The organism is Psychromonas sp. KJ10-2 (assembly GCF_047323255.1).
Lineage (GTDB): Bacteria > Pseudomonadota > Gammaproteobacteria > Enterobacterales > Psychromonadaceae > Psychromonas.
In genome coordinates this window covers 3,340,443-3,358,220 of the sequence record NZ_CP178827.1, presented here as the reverse complement: position 1 = coordinate 3,358,220, position 17,778 = coordinate 3,340,443, and the positions used below count along the sequence as shown (strand labels likewise).

The 17,778-nt window shown below is 39.4% G+C and carries 15 protein-coding genes and 1 pseudogene; 3 read left to right on the top strand and 13 right to left on the bottom strand.

Features of this window, described 5'->3' with window-relative positions:
- The first annotated feature begins 12 nt into the window (after positions 1–12).
- Positions 13–600: a rhombosortase gene (gene rrtA / locus ACLKL2_RS16395; protein ID WP_413692495.1), complete on the top strand. Its 588-nt coding sequence runs from the start codon at positions 13–15 to the stop codon at positions 598–600.
- A gap of 107 nt (positions 601–707) precedes the next feature.
- Here rrtA and ACLKL2_RS16390 read toward each other — a convergent pair whose 3' ends face one another.
- From ACLKL2_RS16390 to flgJ, 4 genes are all read right to left on the bottom strand, one after another.
- Positions 708–2,441 (bottom strand): flagellin, encoded by a 1,734-nt coding sequence (locus ACLKL2_RS16390; protein ID WP_113820354.1) that lies wholly within the window; start codon positions 2,439–2,441, stop codon positions 708–710.
- Between the two features lie 296 nt (positions 2,442–2,737).
- The gene (gene flgL, locus ACLKL2_RS16385) at positions 2,738–4,225 is read right to left on the bottom strand and encodes a flagellar hook-associated protein FlgL (protein WP_113820355.1); all 1,488 of its coding nucleotides are present in this window, start codon (positions 4,223–4,225) and stop codon (positions 2,738–2,740) included.
- A gap of 67 nt (positions 4,226–4,292) precedes the next feature.
- A complete protein-coding gene (flgK, locus tag ACLKL2_RS16380) occupies positions 4,293–6,302 on the bottom strand; it encodes a flagellar hook-associated protein FlgK (RefSeq protein WP_413692494.1) in 2,010 nt (669 codons plus the stop codon).
- Positions 6,295–7,332, bottom strand: a complete 1,038-nt coding sequence (gene flgJ / locus ACLKL2_RS16375; protein ID WP_413692493.1) for a flagellar assembly peptidoglycan hydrolase FlgJ — start codon at positions 7,330–7,332, stop codon at positions 6,295–6,297. The genes flgK and flgJ overlap by 8 nt, the downstream gene beginning before the upstream one ends.
- A gap of 178 nt (positions 7,333–7,510) precedes the next feature.
- On the opposite strand from flgJ, the gene ACLKL2_RS16370 reads away from it, so the two are divergent.
- On the top strand, positions 7,511–8,836 hold the full coding sequence (locus ACLKL2_RS16370; protein WP_113820358.1) for a Na+/H+ antiporter family protein: 1,326 nt from the start codon (positions 7,511–7,513) through the stop codon (positions 8,834–8,836).
- Between the two features lie 87 nt (positions 8,837–8,923).
- Here ACLKL2_RS16370 and ACLKL2_RS16365 read toward each other — a convergent pair whose 3' ends face one another.
- From ACLKL2_RS16365 to ACLKL2_RS16325, 9 genes and pseudogenes are all read right to left on the bottom strand, one after another.
- A complete protein-coding gene (locus ACLKL2_RS16365) occupies positions 8,924–9,985 on the bottom strand; it encodes a flagellar basal body P-ring protein FlgI (RefSeq protein WP_413694349.1) in 1,062 nt (353 codons plus the stop codon).
- A 103-nt stretch (positions 9,986–10,088) separates the two neighbouring features.
- Positions 10,089–10,877 (bottom strand): flagellar basal-body rod protein FlgG, encoded by a 789-nt coding sequence (gene flgG / locus ACLKL2_RS16360; protein ID WP_113820360.1) that lies wholly within the window; start codon positions 10,875–10,877, stop codon positions 10,089–10,091.
- A 37-nt stretch (positions 10,878–10,914) separates the two neighbouring features.
- Positions 10,915–11,661 carry a flagellar basal body rod protein FlgF gene (locus ACLKL2_RS16355; RefSeq protein WP_113820361.1) on the bottom strand — a complete coding sequence of 249 codons (747 nt, stop codon included), beginning with the start codon at positions 11,659–11,661 and terminating at the stop codon, positions 10,915–10,917.
- Between the two features lie 185 nt (positions 11,662–11,846).
- Positions 11,847–13,219, bottom strand: a pseudogene (gene flgE, locus ACLKL2_RS16350) (flagellar hook protein FlgE).
- A 15-nt stretch (positions 13,220–13,234) separates the two neighbouring features.
- On the bottom strand, positions 13,235–13,930 hold the full coding sequence (locus tag ACLKL2_RS16345; RefSeq protein WP_113820363.1) for a flagellar hook assembly protein FlgD: 696 nt from the start codon (positions 13,928–13,930) through the stop codon (positions 13,235–13,237).
- Between the two features lie 10 nt (positions 13,931–13,940).
- Positions 13,941–14,357 (bottom strand): flagellar basal body rod protein FlgC, encoded by a 417-nt coding sequence (flgC, locus tag ACLKL2_RS16340; protein WP_113820364.1) that lies wholly within the window; start codon positions 14,355–14,357, stop codon positions 13,941–13,943.
- A gap of 20 nt (positions 14,358–14,377) precedes the next feature.
- The gene (gene flgB / locus ACLKL2_RS16335) at positions 14,378–14,779 is read right to left on the bottom strand and encodes a flagellar basal body rod protein FlgB (RefSeq protein ID WP_113820365.1); all 402 of its coding nucleotides are present in this window, start codon (positions 14,777–14,779) and stop codon (positions 14,378–14,380) included.
- A 278-nt stretch (positions 14,780–15,057) separates the two neighbouring features.
- On the bottom strand, positions 15,058–15,891 hold the full coding sequence (locus ACLKL2_RS16330; protein ID WP_413692492.1) for a CheR family methyltransferase: 834 nt from the start codon (positions 15,889–15,891) through the stop codon (positions 15,058–15,060).
- 114 nt (positions 15,892–16,005) lie between these two features.
- Positions 16,006–16,911, bottom strand: a complete 906-nt coding sequence (locus ACLKL2_RS16325; protein WP_113820367.1) for a chemotaxis protein CheV — start codon at positions 16,909–16,911, stop codon at positions 16,006–16,008.
- Positions 16,912–17,015: 104 nt separating this feature from the next.
- On the opposite strand from ACLKL2_RS16325, the gene flgA reads away from it, so the two are divergent.
- Positions 17,016–17,705, top strand: coding sequence for a flagellar basal body P-ring formation chaperone FlgA (gene flgA, locus ACLKL2_RS16320; RefSeq protein ID WP_113820368.1), 690 nt, complete (start codon positions 17,016–17,018; stop codon positions 17,703–17,705).
- Positions 17,706–17,778 lie beyond the last annotated feature (73 nt).

Sequence of the window (17,778 nt, the reverse complement as noted above, 5' to 3'; positions counted from 1 at the left end):
AAGGTTTGCTTAATGCGCACGGTATGGTTTCACACTGCTATTATTTTGACACTCAGTGCATTGTTATTTGTATTCCAAGATAACAGCAGTCAATGGTTGGCATATTATCACAATGGCATTGCAAAGGGGCAAGTCTGGCGTTTACTAACGGCGCACTTTTGCCACACTAATGGTTACCACTTACTGCTAAATGGTACCGGCTTAGTGGTGGTCGCCACTTTATTCTTAGATACCTTTAAACAGTATTCAATGTTATTGATGATGCTATTTATCGGTCTATTTATTAGCCTATGCTTATACTGGATTGAGCCTGATTTACAGTGGTATGTAGGTTTGTCCGGTGCATTGCATGGTTTATTTGCTTTTAGTGTGTGTGATGAATTAAAGAAAAAAGATAAATGGGGAGTGATATTAGGGTTAGGTTTTATAGCTAAAGTTGCCTATGAACAGTTCAATGGTCCTTCTCCTACCACTGAAGCTTTGATCGGCGCCACTGTGTTAATTAATGCGCATTTATACGGTGCTATTGCAGGAGTTATCTACTTCATCTGGTTGCAAATACAAACAACAATCGGTGTTCGCCTAAAACAAAAAAGGTAGCCGAAGCTACCTTTAAAATGAATTGAAATAAGAGGAGATCATGAGAGTAAAAAACCAAGATATTTCATTTCACCTATCTTAGGAGTACTGAGTACTCTTTATCTCAATTACTGCTGTAATAGTGATAATACGTTCTGCGTACTTGCGTTTGCCTGTGACAACATGGATGTACCCGCTTGTTGTAAAATCTGCGCTTTACTCATATTTGAAGTCTCAGCAGCAAAGTCTGCATCTTGAATTCGAGAGTTAGAAGCAGATAGATTCTGCGATACATTCTCTAAGTTAGAGATAGTTGAGTCTAAGCGGTTTTGAATCGCACCTAAGTTTGCACGAGACGATGAGATACTTGCTAATGCATTGTCTACTTTTGCTAAGCTATCACTTGCACTTCGTGTTGTTGTTACATTCAACTTAAGCTCAGTAACCGCTGTACCACCTACATCGATCACACCTAGTTTAGCTAAAGCTGCAGTTTTACCTGCGTCACTGTCAGCGGCACTGGCAATGGTAATATCACCACCGGTTTCGTTAGTAAATAAAATACCACCAGACGCATCTTGTACTGCAGAAACACCCGTTTGTTCTGTTAATCGGTTAATACCTGTAATTTTTTCTTCCAGTGTCAATGAACCGGCAGTTGCGCCTTTAATATCTAATTCAACACCATTAATGGTTAACGCGTCTGCTTCAGTAATCGCACTTGAGTCAGAAATAGCGTCACCTGTTACCGCTGCGCCATTCGTTACCATGAAACCAATATTTTTAGTATCGCCAACGGCACCATTAGTACCAACATCAACACTAATAGGTTCGCCGGATTGACTTGTTAAACCTAAGTAACCTTCGTAACGAACTTCTTCACCTGCTGTTACACCGCCTTGTAAACCAGCATTTGAACGCATGCTATCTGGCCCACCGATGGTAATTGTTTCACCAGTATCATTGTTTAAAATAAGCTGACCATCGTCACCGACATTAGCTTGCAAGCCTGCTACATCACGGTTAATGGTTTCTGCTAAGTTTTCCATTGATGATGTTGGACCTAAGGTCACTGTTTGATTATCACCAACGGTAAATTCTAATCCGTTTGTTACACCTGTTAATGCAACACCATTATCATCTAAGGCACGCCCTTCAACAATATTATAAGCATCGGCCACCACACCTGTTGATGCAGTTTGTAAGTTAACTGCTTTAGCGATTTCAACTGCACCACCACCAGCTTCTACTGCAGGTAAATCGATACCATTAATGGCAATTTGTCCATCAACCATTGCATTTGCACTGACTCGACCACTGTTTAAGTCACCTTTGTTAACACCACCATCTAGGCCAAGTGCAGCAGTTGTAACGGGGTCAATGGAGAAAGTTAAATTTTGTCCTGCATTAGCACCAATTTGTAATGTAGTAGAAGCATTTGAGCCATCTAATAAATTACTACCATTAAACTGTGTTGTGTTAGCAATACGATCTAATTCCGAGTAAAGCTGATCAACTTCTTCTTGGATGAAGGCTTTATTTTCTGCTGAGTTAGTATCGTTGGCTGCTTGAACCGATAGCTCACGCATACGTTGTAGTATGTTGGTCATCTCATCCATCGCACCCTCTGCCGTTTGTGCCATCGAAATACCATCATTCGAGTTACGCACAGCTTGTGTTAAACCTTTAATTTGTGATTGCATCGCGGTAGAGATTGCAAGACCTGCGGCATCATCTTTAGCACTGTTGATACGTAGGCCCGATGATAAACGCTCCATCGCTTCGTTTTGCATGGATTGTGTTTTGTTTAGCTGACGTTGTGCATTCAGCGACATGATATTAGTGTTAATGACTTGAGCCATGATGTAATCCTTTTATGTCTTGGTGACCCCTGTAAGGGAGTGTGGCAATAACCTTTTTGTTTCGGTCTTATTTGCCGTCAATTTTTACTCTCATGGTTAGTAATGCGATTAATGTGCCAACTTTTAAAATAAAAATACACATTAAAAATCAGCAGCTTAAGTGGCACTTTTAAGAGTCATTAAATAGTCAGACCCTGTTCACAAAATAATTAAATTTGATAGGCAAAAAAAGAGGCAATAAATTGCCTCTTTACGGATAAGTCTTGGAGTTAACTGCCACCCCGTTTATTCAAAGCTTAGATATGATTAAATAAACTTAACTTTTGCAGCTGTACAAAGGTTTGTTGAGAGACTTCTAACATGCTGTGTTTTTGTTGATACTCACTGATCGCAGCAGCCATATCTAAATCCTCTAAAGAGGATAATGTACTGTGGATAGTTAAGTTAAAATCTAAGGTAGATTCATATTGGTTATCAATGGTTCTTAATCTAGCACCAACGGCACTTTGCACATTGGATACTTTGTCCATCGCACCATCAATTTGTAATAACGACATATCAAAAGCAGTATTTTGTTTTGCTAAGGTTGTTTGGTCACTGCCTGGTATACGTAAGGCATCAATGGCACTTTGAATAGAGGCAAAAACATCCTTTTCTTCGCTTTGACGTAAAGTAAAAGAGTCTAAGTTTTCTACATCACCTTTAATTTGGGTTTTTATGCCATTAAAAGAGATAGCTTGTTCATCTTCGTAGGGGGTAGGTGCAATAAATTTAGTTAATCCATAATTATCACCATCAGCCGGCAGGCCATCAACCTCTAGCGTAATACCATTGATATTTAATCGTTGTGGATCGGCATTATTTGCATCATAAGTGGTCGAAGCTGAAGTACCATTAATTGCCACATTAAACTGTTTGCTACCAGGACTAGTTTCAGTAAATTGCAGACCCATCGTGGCATTCACAGCTGGGTTTACACTATTGATACCAGCAGCATCTAAATTAACACTGCTAATGGTAACCTTAGCATTACCTTTAACCGCTTGCTCTTGTACCCCATAAACAGAGTACTCTGGACCTTCTTCAGTAGTATTGATGGAAATGGTATAATCTTGATCTAAGAAGTCACGCGCTGCATCTTTATCAACTACTTGGCCAGCACTAATTACTCCACCGCCCATGTTTCCTGCGCCTAACTCAGACACAAAAGTACCGTTTCCCTCTGGAATATCCATGAAGATCTTAGCGCCTGAATCATTGCCTTGTACGAGCACACCAGTGCCGACTCGATACTCTCGTTCACCATTATCACCATGGTAAACGACTTCTCCAAATTCATTCATTTGAAAAGGCGCGACATCCACTTCATATCCGCCATAGATATATTGGTTATTACCATCTTTTGTGTTCGCAACCCCCATTAACTCTTCGCGTAAACCTTCCAGCTCAATGGCCACAGCTTCACGGTTACCTTCATTCATGGTGCCATTACTACCGCTGATCATTAGCTCACGCACTCGTTGCAGAATATGTGTGCTTTGCGACAAGGCGGTATCAGATAATCCATTACTAGACTTAGCTGTTTCACCGTTATTAATGTATTGCTCACCTACCGCTAGATCTTGTTTTAAACGTTGGATCGTAGCAATAGCCACCGGATCGTCACTGCCGTTAATCACACGCTTAGTGCTAGATAAGTGTAAGTTCTGATCACTTAATGCGGCTTGCTGCTCCATCATTGAAGTGGTGTTTCGCATAAAAAATAGTGGCGATGAAACGCGCATATAACCTCTCTATAATTCCTGATTAGGCTGACGCCAGCTGACACTTATAAAACCAATATGGACGCAATTAACGAGATGCATTTAATATGCTCTCAAAAACTTCATTTGCTACCGTAATAACACGCGCAGCAGCACTATAATATTGTTGATACTTTAATAAGTTAGCGGCTTCTTCATCCATATTGACACCACTCACTAGCTGGATCCTTTCAAAGGACTGATCTTTTAAAATGGACGCCGATTGCATGGCCACATCTGCATTAGCGGTTTTTGCACCGACTTCCGAAATCATGCCGTTATACACATCTTGAAAGGTTGCTTTTTTACCATTCATTATCTTTGCGTCTTGCAGATCAGTCATGGCTAACATGTTGCGATTATCACTGTCACCCGTTTCGTTAAACTGCAGAGTAAATTGATCATTGGCTAAGGGTTTCCCTTTCTCCAAAGATACCTCAACTCCACCAGCAACCAACACCGCTTTACCACTTAATGGATCAATCGGCGCTGTTAATTCTGTGGCATTAACCTGTGAACCATTTTTATCAAACACGTTATAAGCAATCATGCCGTTGTTACTATTCGCAGAGATCTGAATAGTCAGTGGATTCTCTGGATTAACATAGTGTGGATTAGCTTTGTCCAGCAAGGCACTAACACGTAACTGCGCTGTACCTGTATTTTGCTCACTACTAATGGATTTGACTTCGGCTTCTGCAGCGGCCACTCTCTTTGGATCCGTTTCCTGTATACTCGCTTCTAGAGCGCCATAACGCGTTGGGCGTAAGGTGAATGTTTTGCCTTCTTGAAGCGGTGTTACCATCGAATCGATACCAACACTAATTCCTGAATCAGGAATATTAAACCGGTTCTCTGTGCTTAAATCATCAATAGCAACTTGCTTTGTTTCACCAGTTCTATTGTTAGTAACCGAGAAAGCAATAGAAACACCTGGTACATGCTCTGTGACCTTTAGTGTTAGCTCATCAGGAGAGAGTGTCGTTAAATCATCTATGCGTACACTTAATGTGGCTTTACCTAGGTCATCTTTATGGCTTAACACACGACTCTCCATGGAGTCTTTGCTGTTAATATCATTAAATAGATTTTGACCAATTTGTCCTTCTAGGGTTTGCCCTAACTTTTGCTGCTCGTTTAAAGCATGAGTCAAACCAATGACACTTTGCCCTAATTGATTCATCGCCACTTCAACGTCTTTATCTCGGCTATTAAATAAGCCAGCGACTTCACCACCGAGTTGATTACCATTAATCACCGCGGCCTTACCGTTAAATTGTAACGCTAACTGTTTACGAGCAGGGTCAGGATCTCCATCAACGGCTATAACCTGTTGAGCATTTTGCCCCATAACTAAACCTTGGCCACTACCAATATAAACATTGACCATATGATTATCTGTTGCCACTACAGAAGTATTAACATATTTACTGAGTTCAGTGATGGCTAAGTTACGCTTATCTAATAAGTCATTGGCGCCTGTTCCATTACCCGGCCCACCAACAGAAGCAATTTGATCATTTAAACTGGCAATACTTTCTGCTAATTCAGTCATCACCGATGCTGAATTATCAATATCAGCGTTAATGCCTTTATATTGGTTATCTAAATGTTTGTATAATGTGTTGTACTGGTTAACCATGCTGCCAGCATCTTCTAAAAATACCGTACGCGCTTCTAATAAGTTAGGGTTATCAGCAACATTCGATAAAGACGAAAACATATTAATCACAGGCGCTGTCACAGATGTACTTTCATTGGATAACAAGGTATCCATTTGATTCGCCTGAGTGTACTTTTCTTGATAATAAGCATGATTGGATGTATTGATCATATTCTCGGCAAAAGCAAACTGGTCATAAGCACGGTCAATGCTGCTCACCATGGCACCAGTACCAACAAAATGAGAGCTTAGACGTTGCGCACCAGTGGCACTGACATCAACATTTTGACGCGAGTAGCCTTCAGTGCTGACATTACTGATATTATGACTGGTTGTGGCTAAGTTAGCTTGAGAGGTATAAACCCCTGATAGTCCAATTTGTAATAGATCAGCCATTGTTTTCTCCTGCAACAACAGCTTTGAAGCTATCGCTATTCATAATTTTCTGCACTTTCTCTGCATATTGAGGGTCCGTTGCATAACCTGCATCTTGTAACTCTTCAATATAACGATTTGGATTACCACCCTGCTGCAGTGCCTGCTCATAACGTTTATTATTTTTAATAAAATCGGTGTAATCATTAAAGCTTTCTTGAATGCCTTGATAAACACGGAAGTTAGAACGACGTTTAATACCGATTCCATTTTCTACTTCCAGACTATTCTTATTAACGCTATCACCTTGCCAACCACCATGAGATTTAATATTAAACAGGTTAAAGCTGCTTTCTTGTCCAGGTGTTTGCAAAATTTTCTTACCCCATCCAGTCTCTAATGCTGACTGTGCCACTAAAACCTCAGGTGAAACCCCCAATGCTTTTGCCGCTTTTTTCGCGTAAGGCAATAACGACTCAATAAACGATGAAGGTGAGCTAAAATCAGCATCCGACTTCGCTTTAGGTTTATTTACTAGCTCAGGACTTTGTGCCTGCTCAGATAGCTGGTTCTGCGTTGTACTATCATTAATTCTAGTTATTGATAATTCTCTTAATTGATCCGGCTTATTAAACTGAATATTAGCGGGTGCTGGGTTCAGCTCATGCATAGTTACCGTCTGCGCTTGATTAGGCATCGCTAATTTATCTTGCTCTACAGATTGCAAACGCGCCATTGAACTAGGGTCTAGTTGTCTGACTAAGGCATCCGCTAACCCTAAGGTGCCGTGTCGACTGATATCTACCGCTAGCTGCTTATCTTGCATGTCCGTGTAAAATTTAGTTTGTTGATTGTTAAATGGACTGTCTGCTTCAAAAGCTTCATTAGCTTTACGCATTGATTTGATCAGCATGCTCGCAAACATCGACTCGAATTGATTCGCCACTTCACGAATCGTTTCTTTATCGTTGGTTTTGGTTTTTTGACGCAACTGCTCTAACCCTTGTAAATCAAAGTAATTGCTTGCTTGCGTGACTGTTTGAGTGCTCATCCATCAACCCCATTTATACTGTAGTATTAATAAAGCAAAAAAAATGCCACTTATTTATTTTTATTAAATAAGTGGCATTTACTAATTAATCATCAAGGCAGGTGTAGTTTTTTAAGCAAAGCCCGTTTGCATCAAGTAGAATGCCTGCGGATTTTGACCCTACCACAAAGGAATAATTATGCTTAACCCTGTTTTACTGGCGGTATGTATCATGCTCATACTGTCAATGATGCGTATTAATGTTGTTATTGCGCTAACATTAAGTGCATTAGTTGGCGGTTTAACCGCTGGTTTATCTTTACCTGATACCATTTCAGCTTTTGAAAGTGGCTTAGGTGGCGGCGCAACCATAGCGTTAAGTTATGCGATGCTTGGTGCTTTTGCCGTTGCTATCTCTAAGTCAGGTATTACTGACCTATTATCACAGGCAATCATTAAACGATTGAATGCACAACAAGCTCAAAACACCTCACAATTTATTAAATATGGTGTGTTTTCAGTTATCTTATTGATGACCATCTCTTCACAAAATATTGTGCCAGTACATATCGCATTTATTCCTATTTTAATTCCACCCTTATTAGGTGTGTTTAACCGCTTACGTGTTGATAGACGTTTAACAGCCTGCATCTTAACCTTCGGCTTAGTGACACCTTATATGGTATTACCTGTTGGTTTTGGTGGTATTTTCTTAAATAACATCCTGCTAAAAAACTTGCATGATAACGGTTTAGATGTGACTGCGAGCCAAGTACCGACGGCTATGATCCTGCCTGCATTAGGTATGGTCACAGGTTTGCTTATTGCTATTTTTATCAGTTACCGTAAACCACGCGAATACCAAGATATCACCGAAACAAACACGACAACTGAATTCAAAACACTTAACAAACGTCATATTATTGTCGCGTTAGTTGCCATTGTTGCGACATTAACCGTGCAATTAATGACAGGCTCTATGATTGTAGGTTCATTGGCTGGTTTCAGTGTATTTACCTTTGGTGGTGTGATTGCATGGAAAGAGACACACGATGTATTCACCAAAGGTGTTCATATGATGGCGATGATCGGTTTCATTATGATTGCAGCTGCAGGTTTTGCAGCGGTAATGAAAGCAACGGGCAGTGTTGATACCTTAGTTTCTGCATTATCATCAGGCATTGGTGATAACAAAGCATTAGCCGCATTGTTAATGTTAGTGATTGGTTTATTAGTGACAATGGGGATAGGCTCTTCATTCTCAACGATTCCAATTATTGCCACCATCTATGTTCCATTAGCCATTGCTTTTGGTTTCTCTCCAATGGCAATTATTGCCTTAGTGGGTACGGCGGCAGCATTAGGTGATGCAGGTTCTCCAGCATCTGACTCAACATTAGGTCCAACATCAGGTCTTAATGCAGATGGTCAACACGATCACATTAGAGATACAGTGATCCCAACTTTCTTACATTACAATATTCCTGTTATCACCTTTGGTTGGATAGCAGCAATGACTTTGTAATTAATAAGTTAAGCTACAAATAAAAAAAGGAAAGCATCTGCTTTCCTTTTTAGTTTGTTCTACTTGATGATAGGACTATTATACCAATTAGATTATAATCAACTCACCTTCTAATGCACCCGCTTGCTTCAATGCTTCTAATATTGCCATCAAATCACCAGGAGCAAGGCCGACCTCATTAACCGCTCTTACTAGATCATTAAGGTTTACACCAGGGTCAAATCTAAACATACGACTGTCTGCTTGTGTCACATCAATAGTACTATTATCAATCACTTCCGTATTACCATTTGCAAATGCATTAGGCTGAGAAACGGTTTTATTTTCACTGATTGTCACACTAATACCACCATGGGTAATAGCCGTTGGTAATAGCTTCACATCTTGACCAATAACAATCGTACCAGTACGTGAGTTAACAATAATTTTTGCACTTGAACGCGCAGGTTCAAACTCTAAATTCTCTAAGGTTGATAAGTATGAAACTCGTTGTGAGACATCACGAGGTGCTAATACTTGTACTGATGTTGCATCCAACATACTGGCTGTATGAGGGCCCACTAAATTATTGATTGTATCAGCCATTTTTTTAGCCGTGGTAAAGTCTGCTTTATGCAAGTTAAAGGTAATAGTGTCGCCCTGAGCAAAAGGTGATAACACCTCTCTTTCCACAATCGCACCATTCGAAATACGACCAACTGTCGGAGTATTGATAACCACTTTAGAGCCATCGGCACCTTCTGCACCTAGGCCACCTACCACTAAACTACCTTGAGCTAAGGCGTAAACTTTACCATCAACCCCTTTCAAAAAGGTTTGAAGTAACTCACCACCACGTAAACTTTTTGCTTCACCAATCGCGGAAACTGTAATATCAATAGTTTGCCCCGGTTTAGTAAAAGGTTTCAACTCTGCAGTAATGGCTACCGGTGCGACATTTTTTATTTTTAATGTTTCACCGGGCGGCACGTTAATACCAAAATTACGTAACATGGTAGAAAAGGCTTGCTCTGTAAATGCACTACTCTTTTCACCTGTTCCAGGAAGACCAACCACCAGCCCATAACCGACCAATTGGTTACTACGAACCCCTTGCACGCTGGCAATATCTTTAATTCTTGCTGCATCCGCAATATTAGTAAATAACATTAAGCTAAATACTAAGCAGGTATTAAGCAGCAACTTGATTTTTTTCGATATAGTAAATGACATATTCTTCTCCAGAGCATCAACCACCAAGGTGATACTCTTGTTATAACTGTTGGCTAATGTAAGACAACATTTCATCAACGGCCGAAACCACTTTCGAGTTCATTTCATAAACACGTTGGCTTTCAATTAGGTTAACTAATTCTTCGGTCACATTTACGTTAGACGTTTCCAACATACCTTGACGAATAAAACCTAAACCATCAGCACCTGGTACACCTTCAATGGGTGCGCCCGATGCGCCTGTTTCTGCATATAGGTTTTCACCTAATGGCTCTAACCCTGACGCATTAATAAATGCATTCACATTTAATTGCCCAACGACTTGGTTAGCCGCTTGACCAGCAATACTTACCGATACCTCACCTTGAGCACCAATACTAATTGATTGAGCATCATCGGGAATTTGTACCTGTGGTACTAACGGGTAACCTGAACCAGGCGTAACCATCACACCTTCTTCATTAAGCATAAATTGACCATTACGAGTGAAGGCTGAACTACCATCTGGCATTTCGATTTCAAAAAAGCCTTTACCATCAACCATCACATCTAATGAGTTGTTAGTGGTTAATGCATTACCCTGTGAAAAGTTCTTTTGTACCGCCACAACTTTGGCACCAGAGCCCACCATCAACCCCGAAGGGAGTTTAGTATCCTGTGTTGCATTCGCCCCAGGTTGATTAACATTTTGATACAGTAGATCTTCAAAAATAGCGCGACTTTTCTTAAAACCAACGGTACTCGCATTGGCTAAGTTATTTGAAATGGTGGCGACGTTAGTTTGCTGTGCATCTAACCCTGTTTTACTAATCCATAAAGCGGAATGCATACACTTCTCCTTAAACTTTTAATTTATAATCAATGATTTAAACGATTTTCAATAGAGATTCAGAACTTTGATCTATCTCTTCCGCTTTTTTCATCATCTTGACCTGCATTTCAAAATTACGCTGCAGGTTGATTAAACTCGTCAACTCACCGCTTAAATTTACGTTTGAGGCTTCTAACGCGCCGCTGGCAACAACGACCTCATTAGAGACTTCAGCTTGTTGTCCATCTATACGTCGAAAATAACCATCTTCTCCACGCATTAAATCTTGAATATTAGGGTTCACTAACTTTAACTGTGCAACTTCTTCCATGCCGTCAGCAGGTGCACCTTCTGGACGAACCTCAATCACACCATCCTGACGAATAGAAAATTTTTCAATGGGCATAGGAACAAAAATACTATTACCAGCACTGTCTAATACCTCTTGACCATTTGCATCGATTAAAAAGCCATCGGCAGTAATATTAAAATCACCGCTACGCGTTAACCCTTCATCACCGGCTTCTGATTGCACCACAAACCAGCCTTCACCTTCTACGGCAACATCTAACTCTCGACCGGTGGCATGAACAATACCGCTGTCAAAATTTTGTCCTGGTGATTCAGCTAAAGAAAACACACGCGTTGGTAAACCATCACCATGAACCTGCATACTGCGAGCTTGCTCAAAACTGGCTTTAAAGCCAGTTTTACTAGCGTTAGCTAGATTATTACTGTGGATCGCTAAGGCATTCATGTTCTCTTTAGCGCCAGACATTGATACATAAAGAAAATTATCCATTTTGAGTTCCTTAGCAATTGATAGATAAATAACGGTTAACAGCTGTCTTCACTATATTGATAAATATATAATTGCAAACATTGTGCCAACAAAATATTCAGGACAAATAAAAGAGGAGATAGGTAAGAAGGTAAAACAAAAACGCACCCAATCGGGTGCGTTTCAATAGAGGTAAAAATATGCGATTAACGAATTTGTAAAATTGTCTCTTGTAATGAAGAGTTAATTTCTAATGAACGCGAGTTCGCTTGGAAGTTACGCTGTGCGCTAATTAAGTCAACTAACTCAGTGGTCAAATCAACGTTAGACTGCTCTAGTGCACCAGAACTAATATTACCAAAGGTACCTGAACCTGCTTCACCTGTTAGTGGTCCCCCAGAGCTTTGTGATTCCGTCCAGTTTGACCCAGTTTGTGATAAACCTTGCTCGTTTCTAAAACGTACCATGGCCACTCGAGCTAATGGATCCGATGTACCATTACTGTAAGACACCTGCACTAAACCGTCAGAGCCAATTTCAATACCAGTTAAACGCCCTACTGTTAAACCATTTTGCTCTAAACCAGTTACTTGGAAAGCAGAGGCAAACTGAGTTGGTTCTTCAAAATCAATAGTAATCGCCTGTGTACCATCAGCACCTGCAGATAACACATCAGCACCATCAGTACCTAAACTTTCAAACGTTAATACTTCCGGGCTGGTATTAATGTATTCACCATTTTCATCAAAGTTAAGCACCACACCATTATGTACTTCACCGTCAGAACCAGTGTAACTTGCCGGAGAACCAATCGCGTCGTCAAATGCACCATCACCATTTGCATCTTGGAAATAGTTTGCCGCCTCTGTGCTGTCTACAGGTTTGTTATCAACCGTAACAAAAGAGACCCATTGGTTCGTACCATCAGCAGAGCCATTTTCAGGTTTCACATAATAAGTATTTAAAATATGTGGTTCACCTAAAGAATCATAAATAGTTACAGAGGTTGCATTGTTATAAGTATCTGGATTTGAAGGATCAAAATCAGCAAGTGGTTTTTCTTCATCTCCAGCAGGTAAGTTAAGACCAATACTGACCGCATCAGTTTTAACCGAGGTCCCCGCAGTTTCTGGAATTTTAATCGGTTGCGTAGTTGCAAGGCTCAATGAAGATGAACTACCGTCAGGGTTAACAGGGAATGCTTGTAAATAGTTACCACTGTTATCAACGATGTAGTTTTCTGAGTTTAATTTAAAGGTACCAGAACGTGTATAGTTGGTATTATTATCTTCAAGGCCTGGAGAAGTGGCAAAAAACCACTCCCTGTGATCGCTAAATCTAATGGATTATCAGTAAACTTTAAGCTACCTTGGTGGAATTGTTGTGCAACAGCAGAGACAGCAGCACCATCACCGACTTTAGTTGCGCTGTTTGAGAATAGTGAGTTAGCATAAACACTATCGAATTCAGCACGAGACTCTTTAAAACCAACGGTACTTACGTTAGAGATATTGTTTGCAGTTGCATCTAAATCTGTTTGTGCAGCTGAAATTCCGCTTAATGCTATATTAAATGACATAGTAATTTCCTTTAATTATATATTTTCAGCAACTTCAATTGCTTCGTCCAGTTCGATACCGCCTAACCCTTTCAGGTTTAAATAGACGCTAGCAGAACCACCACCTAAACTGACACTTTCAACATGCGCATAACTGGCTGTTGTTAATGCTTCTCCATTTCCATTCACTGAGCCAAATGCTTCAAAAGTATAATTCCCCTGTGGAGCAGGTTTACCTTCCGCATCTAGCCCATCCCAATCAAAGCGTTGATTACCGGCGCCTATCTCACCTAATTCAATAGTTTTAACAACATTACCGGCACTGTCTTTAACAGAAACTGTGGTGTTAATTGCCCCTGTTGTACTAGTGATAGATCCTGATGCAGTTCCACCTTCAGGAAGATAAGTTTGATTATTTGGCACTAGTACTTTTTTGCCTACTAGTGATGACGCTTCTAATGCTTGGCTAGAGTTCAACACCTCTTTGATACCGGCAAATTCTGTACCTAATGTGGCAATACCTTCAGCCGTAGTAAACGAAGACATTTGAGAAATCATTTCCGCATTCTCAACGGGTGAGAATGGGTCTTGGTAAGCAAGTTGCTGTGAGAGCAACGAGAAAAAGTCTTCTTGATCTAGTTGCTGCTCAGCATCTATCTCAGTATTTTTATTTATCTGTTCTTCAGTTAATGGTTTGGTTAAACTGAGACCCGATGAAGTGATAGTAGTCATCTAATTATCCTTATTTACCCATTTGCAATGTACGACTTAACATCTGCTTTGCCGCATCGGCAATTTGCACATTTGTCTGATAAGAACGAGAAGCACTGATCATATTGGCCATCTCTTCCATTACATTGACATTAGAGTGAAAAATGAAACCATCCTCGTCCGCTTTAGGGTGATTGGGCGCATATTCACGGTTTAATTCAGCAGTACTTTCAACAATGCCCTGCACTTTTACACCCACACTGCTATCCAAGCCGCCCATCGCGCGGTCTAATTCTGCAGCAAAAACAGGATGACGTGCTTTATATGTTTCATCAATATTGCTACTGACACTATTGGCATTCGCTAAGTTACTAGCAGTCGTGTTTAATCGCACAGATTGCGCACTCATCCCAGTGCCGGCCACATCTAATACTTTTAATAAACTCATCACTTTTCTCCTGCTAGCAATTATTGACCTTTAATGGCCAAACGTAGCCCTGAAATTTTACTATTTAAAAAATCTAAGCTGGCTTGATATTCCATGCTGTTTTTCATAAACAAATTACGTTCAACTTCTAAATCAACGGAATTGCCGTCACCCGTATCGGGTTGATTAGAGGCACGATATAGCAATCCATTTTGTGCCATTGAACTAGAGAAACCAGGCTTATGAAGTGTATCGGTACGATTTAACGACACGCCACTTCCTGACTTAGCTGCATTTAATGCATCTTTGAAATTAATATCTTTTGCTTTGTAATTAGGGGTATCTGCATTAGTGATATTTGACGCCAAAATTTCAGTTCGGCGTGAACGAATACCTAATGTGTGCTGATGAATGCCTAATGCTTTTTCAAAGTTAAGTGCCATAAATTTCTCCTTTGTCTAGATAAATGCAAAGCTTGTGCCAAAAAATTAACTAAGGGAGTTATCTAAGCGATTTTTTTCAATTAAAGAGGGAAATGTATAAATTAAATCAAAAAGATAAGACGTTGGAAGACATTGTGGCTTGGTGCTCAGCTAACTGTAACCAATAACACTTAAGCTTAGGAAGGTAATAGTAACAATAAAAAAATGACTAAAAAAAGAGGCAATAGTTGCCTCTTTAATCAATGTGCTAAACAAGGAATTTGTATCCAGTACTGCGATTATTTACTTTTTAATTTATAAATAATGCCCGGATTACAACGTACCATTTCAAACTTATCTGTTAATCCATTTAAAGATTCAGACGCCCCCAAAATAAGATACCCACCAGGGTTTAAAGCACCTGCAAACTGATTCAAAATTTTAGATTTAACGTCATTAGAAAAGTAGATCAATACATTTCGGCAAAAAATTAAATCAAATTTACCCAATGAAGCATAGCTATCCAATAAGTTTAGACGTCGAAAGGAAGTCAATTTTTTGACCTCGGGTCTCACCTGCATTTTATTGCTTAAGCCATGAACTGGAATAAAAAATTGACGCTTACGTGTTTCAGATAAACCACGTGACAATGCAAGTAGATCATATTGACCTAGGTTACATTGCGCTAACATTGAATCAGAAATATCAGTACCAACCACTTGTACATTTAAATTACTCGTTGGTTTGGCTTTACTATATTCCAATGCGGTCATCGCAATAGAATAAGCTTCTTGACCCGATGAGCTTGCAGAAGACCAAATTTTAATATTTTTCTTGTTTTGTAAAATTTCCGGAAACAGTTTATGAGTAAGTAATTCAAAAGGATAAATATCACGAAACCATAGCGTTTCATTGGTGGTCATCGCATCTACAACAGCATTACGCATTTGAGCATTAAGGCTATTAATTACCTTCTCCACCAATTCCTCTAATCCTGTTAAGTTAAATTGCGTGACAAGAGGGCTTAAACGGCTTTTAACTAAATATTGTTTGTTATCCCCTAATACAATACCGCATTGTTTTTCTAGAAAAAGAGCAAACTTTTTATAAAGTTGATCAGACAAAGTTTTCACTAATAATTACCTGCATTCCATTAATTGCTTTAAACATATTTTTAAGTAATAAAATTAAAAAACCCTTTCTTATAATTTTATGATTGAAAAATAACATTGATTAATATGCTTTACCTAACAATTAATCACCTTTTGTACGGCAATCGCCAACTCATCAGGATTAAATTTTGCAATAAAGTCATTTGCCCCCACTTTCTCAACCATGGCTTGGTTAAAAATTCCACTGAGCGAAGTATGAAGAATAATATATAAATCTTTCATATCTGGATGAGCCTTTATTTCAGAGGTTAAGGTATAACCATCCATTTCGGGCATTTCAACATCGGAGATCATTAGCGCATATTTATCAAACACAGGCTGAGTTTTAGCAACCTCTTGCAACATAGAAAGCGCTTCCTTACCATTTTTGGCTAGGTCACACTCTAACCCTAAGCTGGTTAAAGTTCGCTGGATCTGTTTACGTGCTACTGACGAGTCATCTGCGACTAGAATTTTTTTGTTCTGCATGTTTTCAATGGTAATTTGCTCGGTTACTTCAGTATTTACTGGCGCAATCTCATCCAGTATTTTCTCTACATCTAGCACTTCAACCAGGGAGTTATCTACCTCTGTTACCGCAGTTAAATAACTATAGCGGCTACTACCTGCCGGCGGTGGAAGAATATCTTCCCAGTTAATATTTATAATTCGCTCAACTGATCCCACTAAGAAACCTTGCACTGAACGGTTATATTCAGTGACAATAATAAATCGGTTCTCAATATCATCAATGGCACGGCCACCCGTCGCTAGGTTCATATCGATAATAGAGATAGCTTGCCCACGTACATAAGCAACACCTCGAATAGCACCATTTAACTTAGGAAGTACAGTTAAAGGTGGACATTGTAAGACTTCTCTTACTTTGAAAACGTTAATCCCGTAACGCTGAATTCCACCCAGTTTAAAAAGCAATAGCTCAAGTCTATTTTGTCCTACCAACTGAGTTCGTTGGTTAACTGAGTCTAAAACCCCTGCCATATTCCATTCCTTTTTGTTATGGTTATTTTTAAGTAAAAAACATCTATACTGTTTTACTACGTCATTTATTACTGAAACAAATTCACTTAACTAAGGTGAGCAAATTGCTTCGATTTATATTCCTAATCCTAAGTCTAGGGTCTTCTCATATTTTTGCATCCCCTAATTACTCAAAAGAGGTAGAAAAGTTTGCTGAAACGCTTATTTTTAATAAATACCAAGCTACATTTGAGTTAACAGAGGAACAAAAGCTCTATATAAAAGCGAATCCGATTTCTGACAGGATGACTTTTACTGAATGTACAATCCCTTTAGAGGGTTATATCGTTGGCGATAAAATTAAAAGTAAAACCGCAGTTAAAGTATCTTGTAAAGATGATACACCTTGGGATTTATACGTAAGAGTTAAAGTACAAACACTGATCCCGTTAATTGTCAGTAGTCGCCCGCTAAGTAAAGGTGAAACATTAGATGAAGAGAATATAGAGTTAATTTATAAGGCCAAGTCGCAAGTGAGAGGGAGTACTTTTTCTGAACTCGCTTTATTAAATGGTGTCAGACTTAAACGAAACGTATCTTCGCAAAGAGGTATTCGCTTTAAAGATGTTTGTTATGTCTGTAAGGGTGATAAAGTGACCATTACCGCAAACCAAAGCGGGCTAAAAATAAAAGCCTCGGGAATTGCATTAACAGATGGTAATATAGGTAGTACTGTTAGAGTCAAAAACACACGGACCCAACGAGAAGTTGTTGGTACAGTCTATGCTTTAAAAGAAGTACAAGTTTCTTTTTAAAAAGTCAGCTTTTTGCTAAAGTTTTATAAGACACTGCCGATACGTTAACCATGTAGACTAATTGGAATACGAT

Coding starts and splice junctions, on each gene's coding strand:
- rrtA (WP_413692495.1), top strand. CDS start 13: ATGCGCACGGTATGGTTTCACACTGCTATTATTTTGACACTCAGTGCA.
- ACLKL2_RS16390 (WP_113820354.1), bottom strand. CDS start 2,441: ATGGCTCAAGTCATTAACACTAATATCATGTCGCTGAATGCACAACGT.
- flgL (WP_113820355.1), bottom strand. CDS start 4,225: ATGCGCGTTTCATCGCCACTATTTTTTATGCGAAACACCACTTCAATG.
- flgK (WP_413692494.1), bottom strand. CDS start 6,302: ATGGCTGATCTATTACAAATTGGACTATCAGGGGTTTATACCTCTCAA.
- flgJ (WP_413692493.1), bottom strand. CDS start 7,332: ATGAGCACTCAAACAGTCACGCAAGCAAGCAATTACTTTGATTTACAA.
- ACLKL2_RS16370 (WP_113820358.1), top strand. CDS start 7,511: ATGCTTAACCCTGTTTTACTGGCGGTATGTATCATGCTCATACTGTCA.
- ACLKL2_RS16365 (WP_413694349.1), bottom strand. CDS start 9,985: ATGTTATTTACTAATATTGCGGATGCAGCAAGAATTAAAGATATTGCC.
- flgG (WP_113820360.1), bottom strand. CDS start 10,877: ATGCATTCCGCTTTATGGATTAGTAAAACAGGGTTAGATGCACAGCAA.
- ACLKL2_RS16355 (WP_113820361.1), bottom strand. CDS start 11,661: ATGGATAATTTTCTTTATGTATCAATGTCTGGCGCTAAAGAGAACATG.
- ACLKL2_RS16345 (WP_113820363.1), bottom strand. CDS start 13,930: ATGACTACTATCACTTCATCGGGTCTCAGTTTAACCAAACCATTAACT.
- flgC (WP_113820364.1), bottom strand. CDS start 14,357: ATGAGTTTATTAAAAGTATTAGATGTGGCCGGCACTGGGATGAGTGCG.
- flgB (WP_113820365.1), bottom strand. CDS start 14,779: ATGGCACTTAACTTTGAAAAAGCATTAGGCATTCATCAGCACACATTA.
- ACLKL2_RS16325 (WP_113820367.1), bottom strand. CDS start 16,911: ATGGCAGGGGTTTTAGACTCAGTTAACCAACGAACTCAGTTGGTAGGA.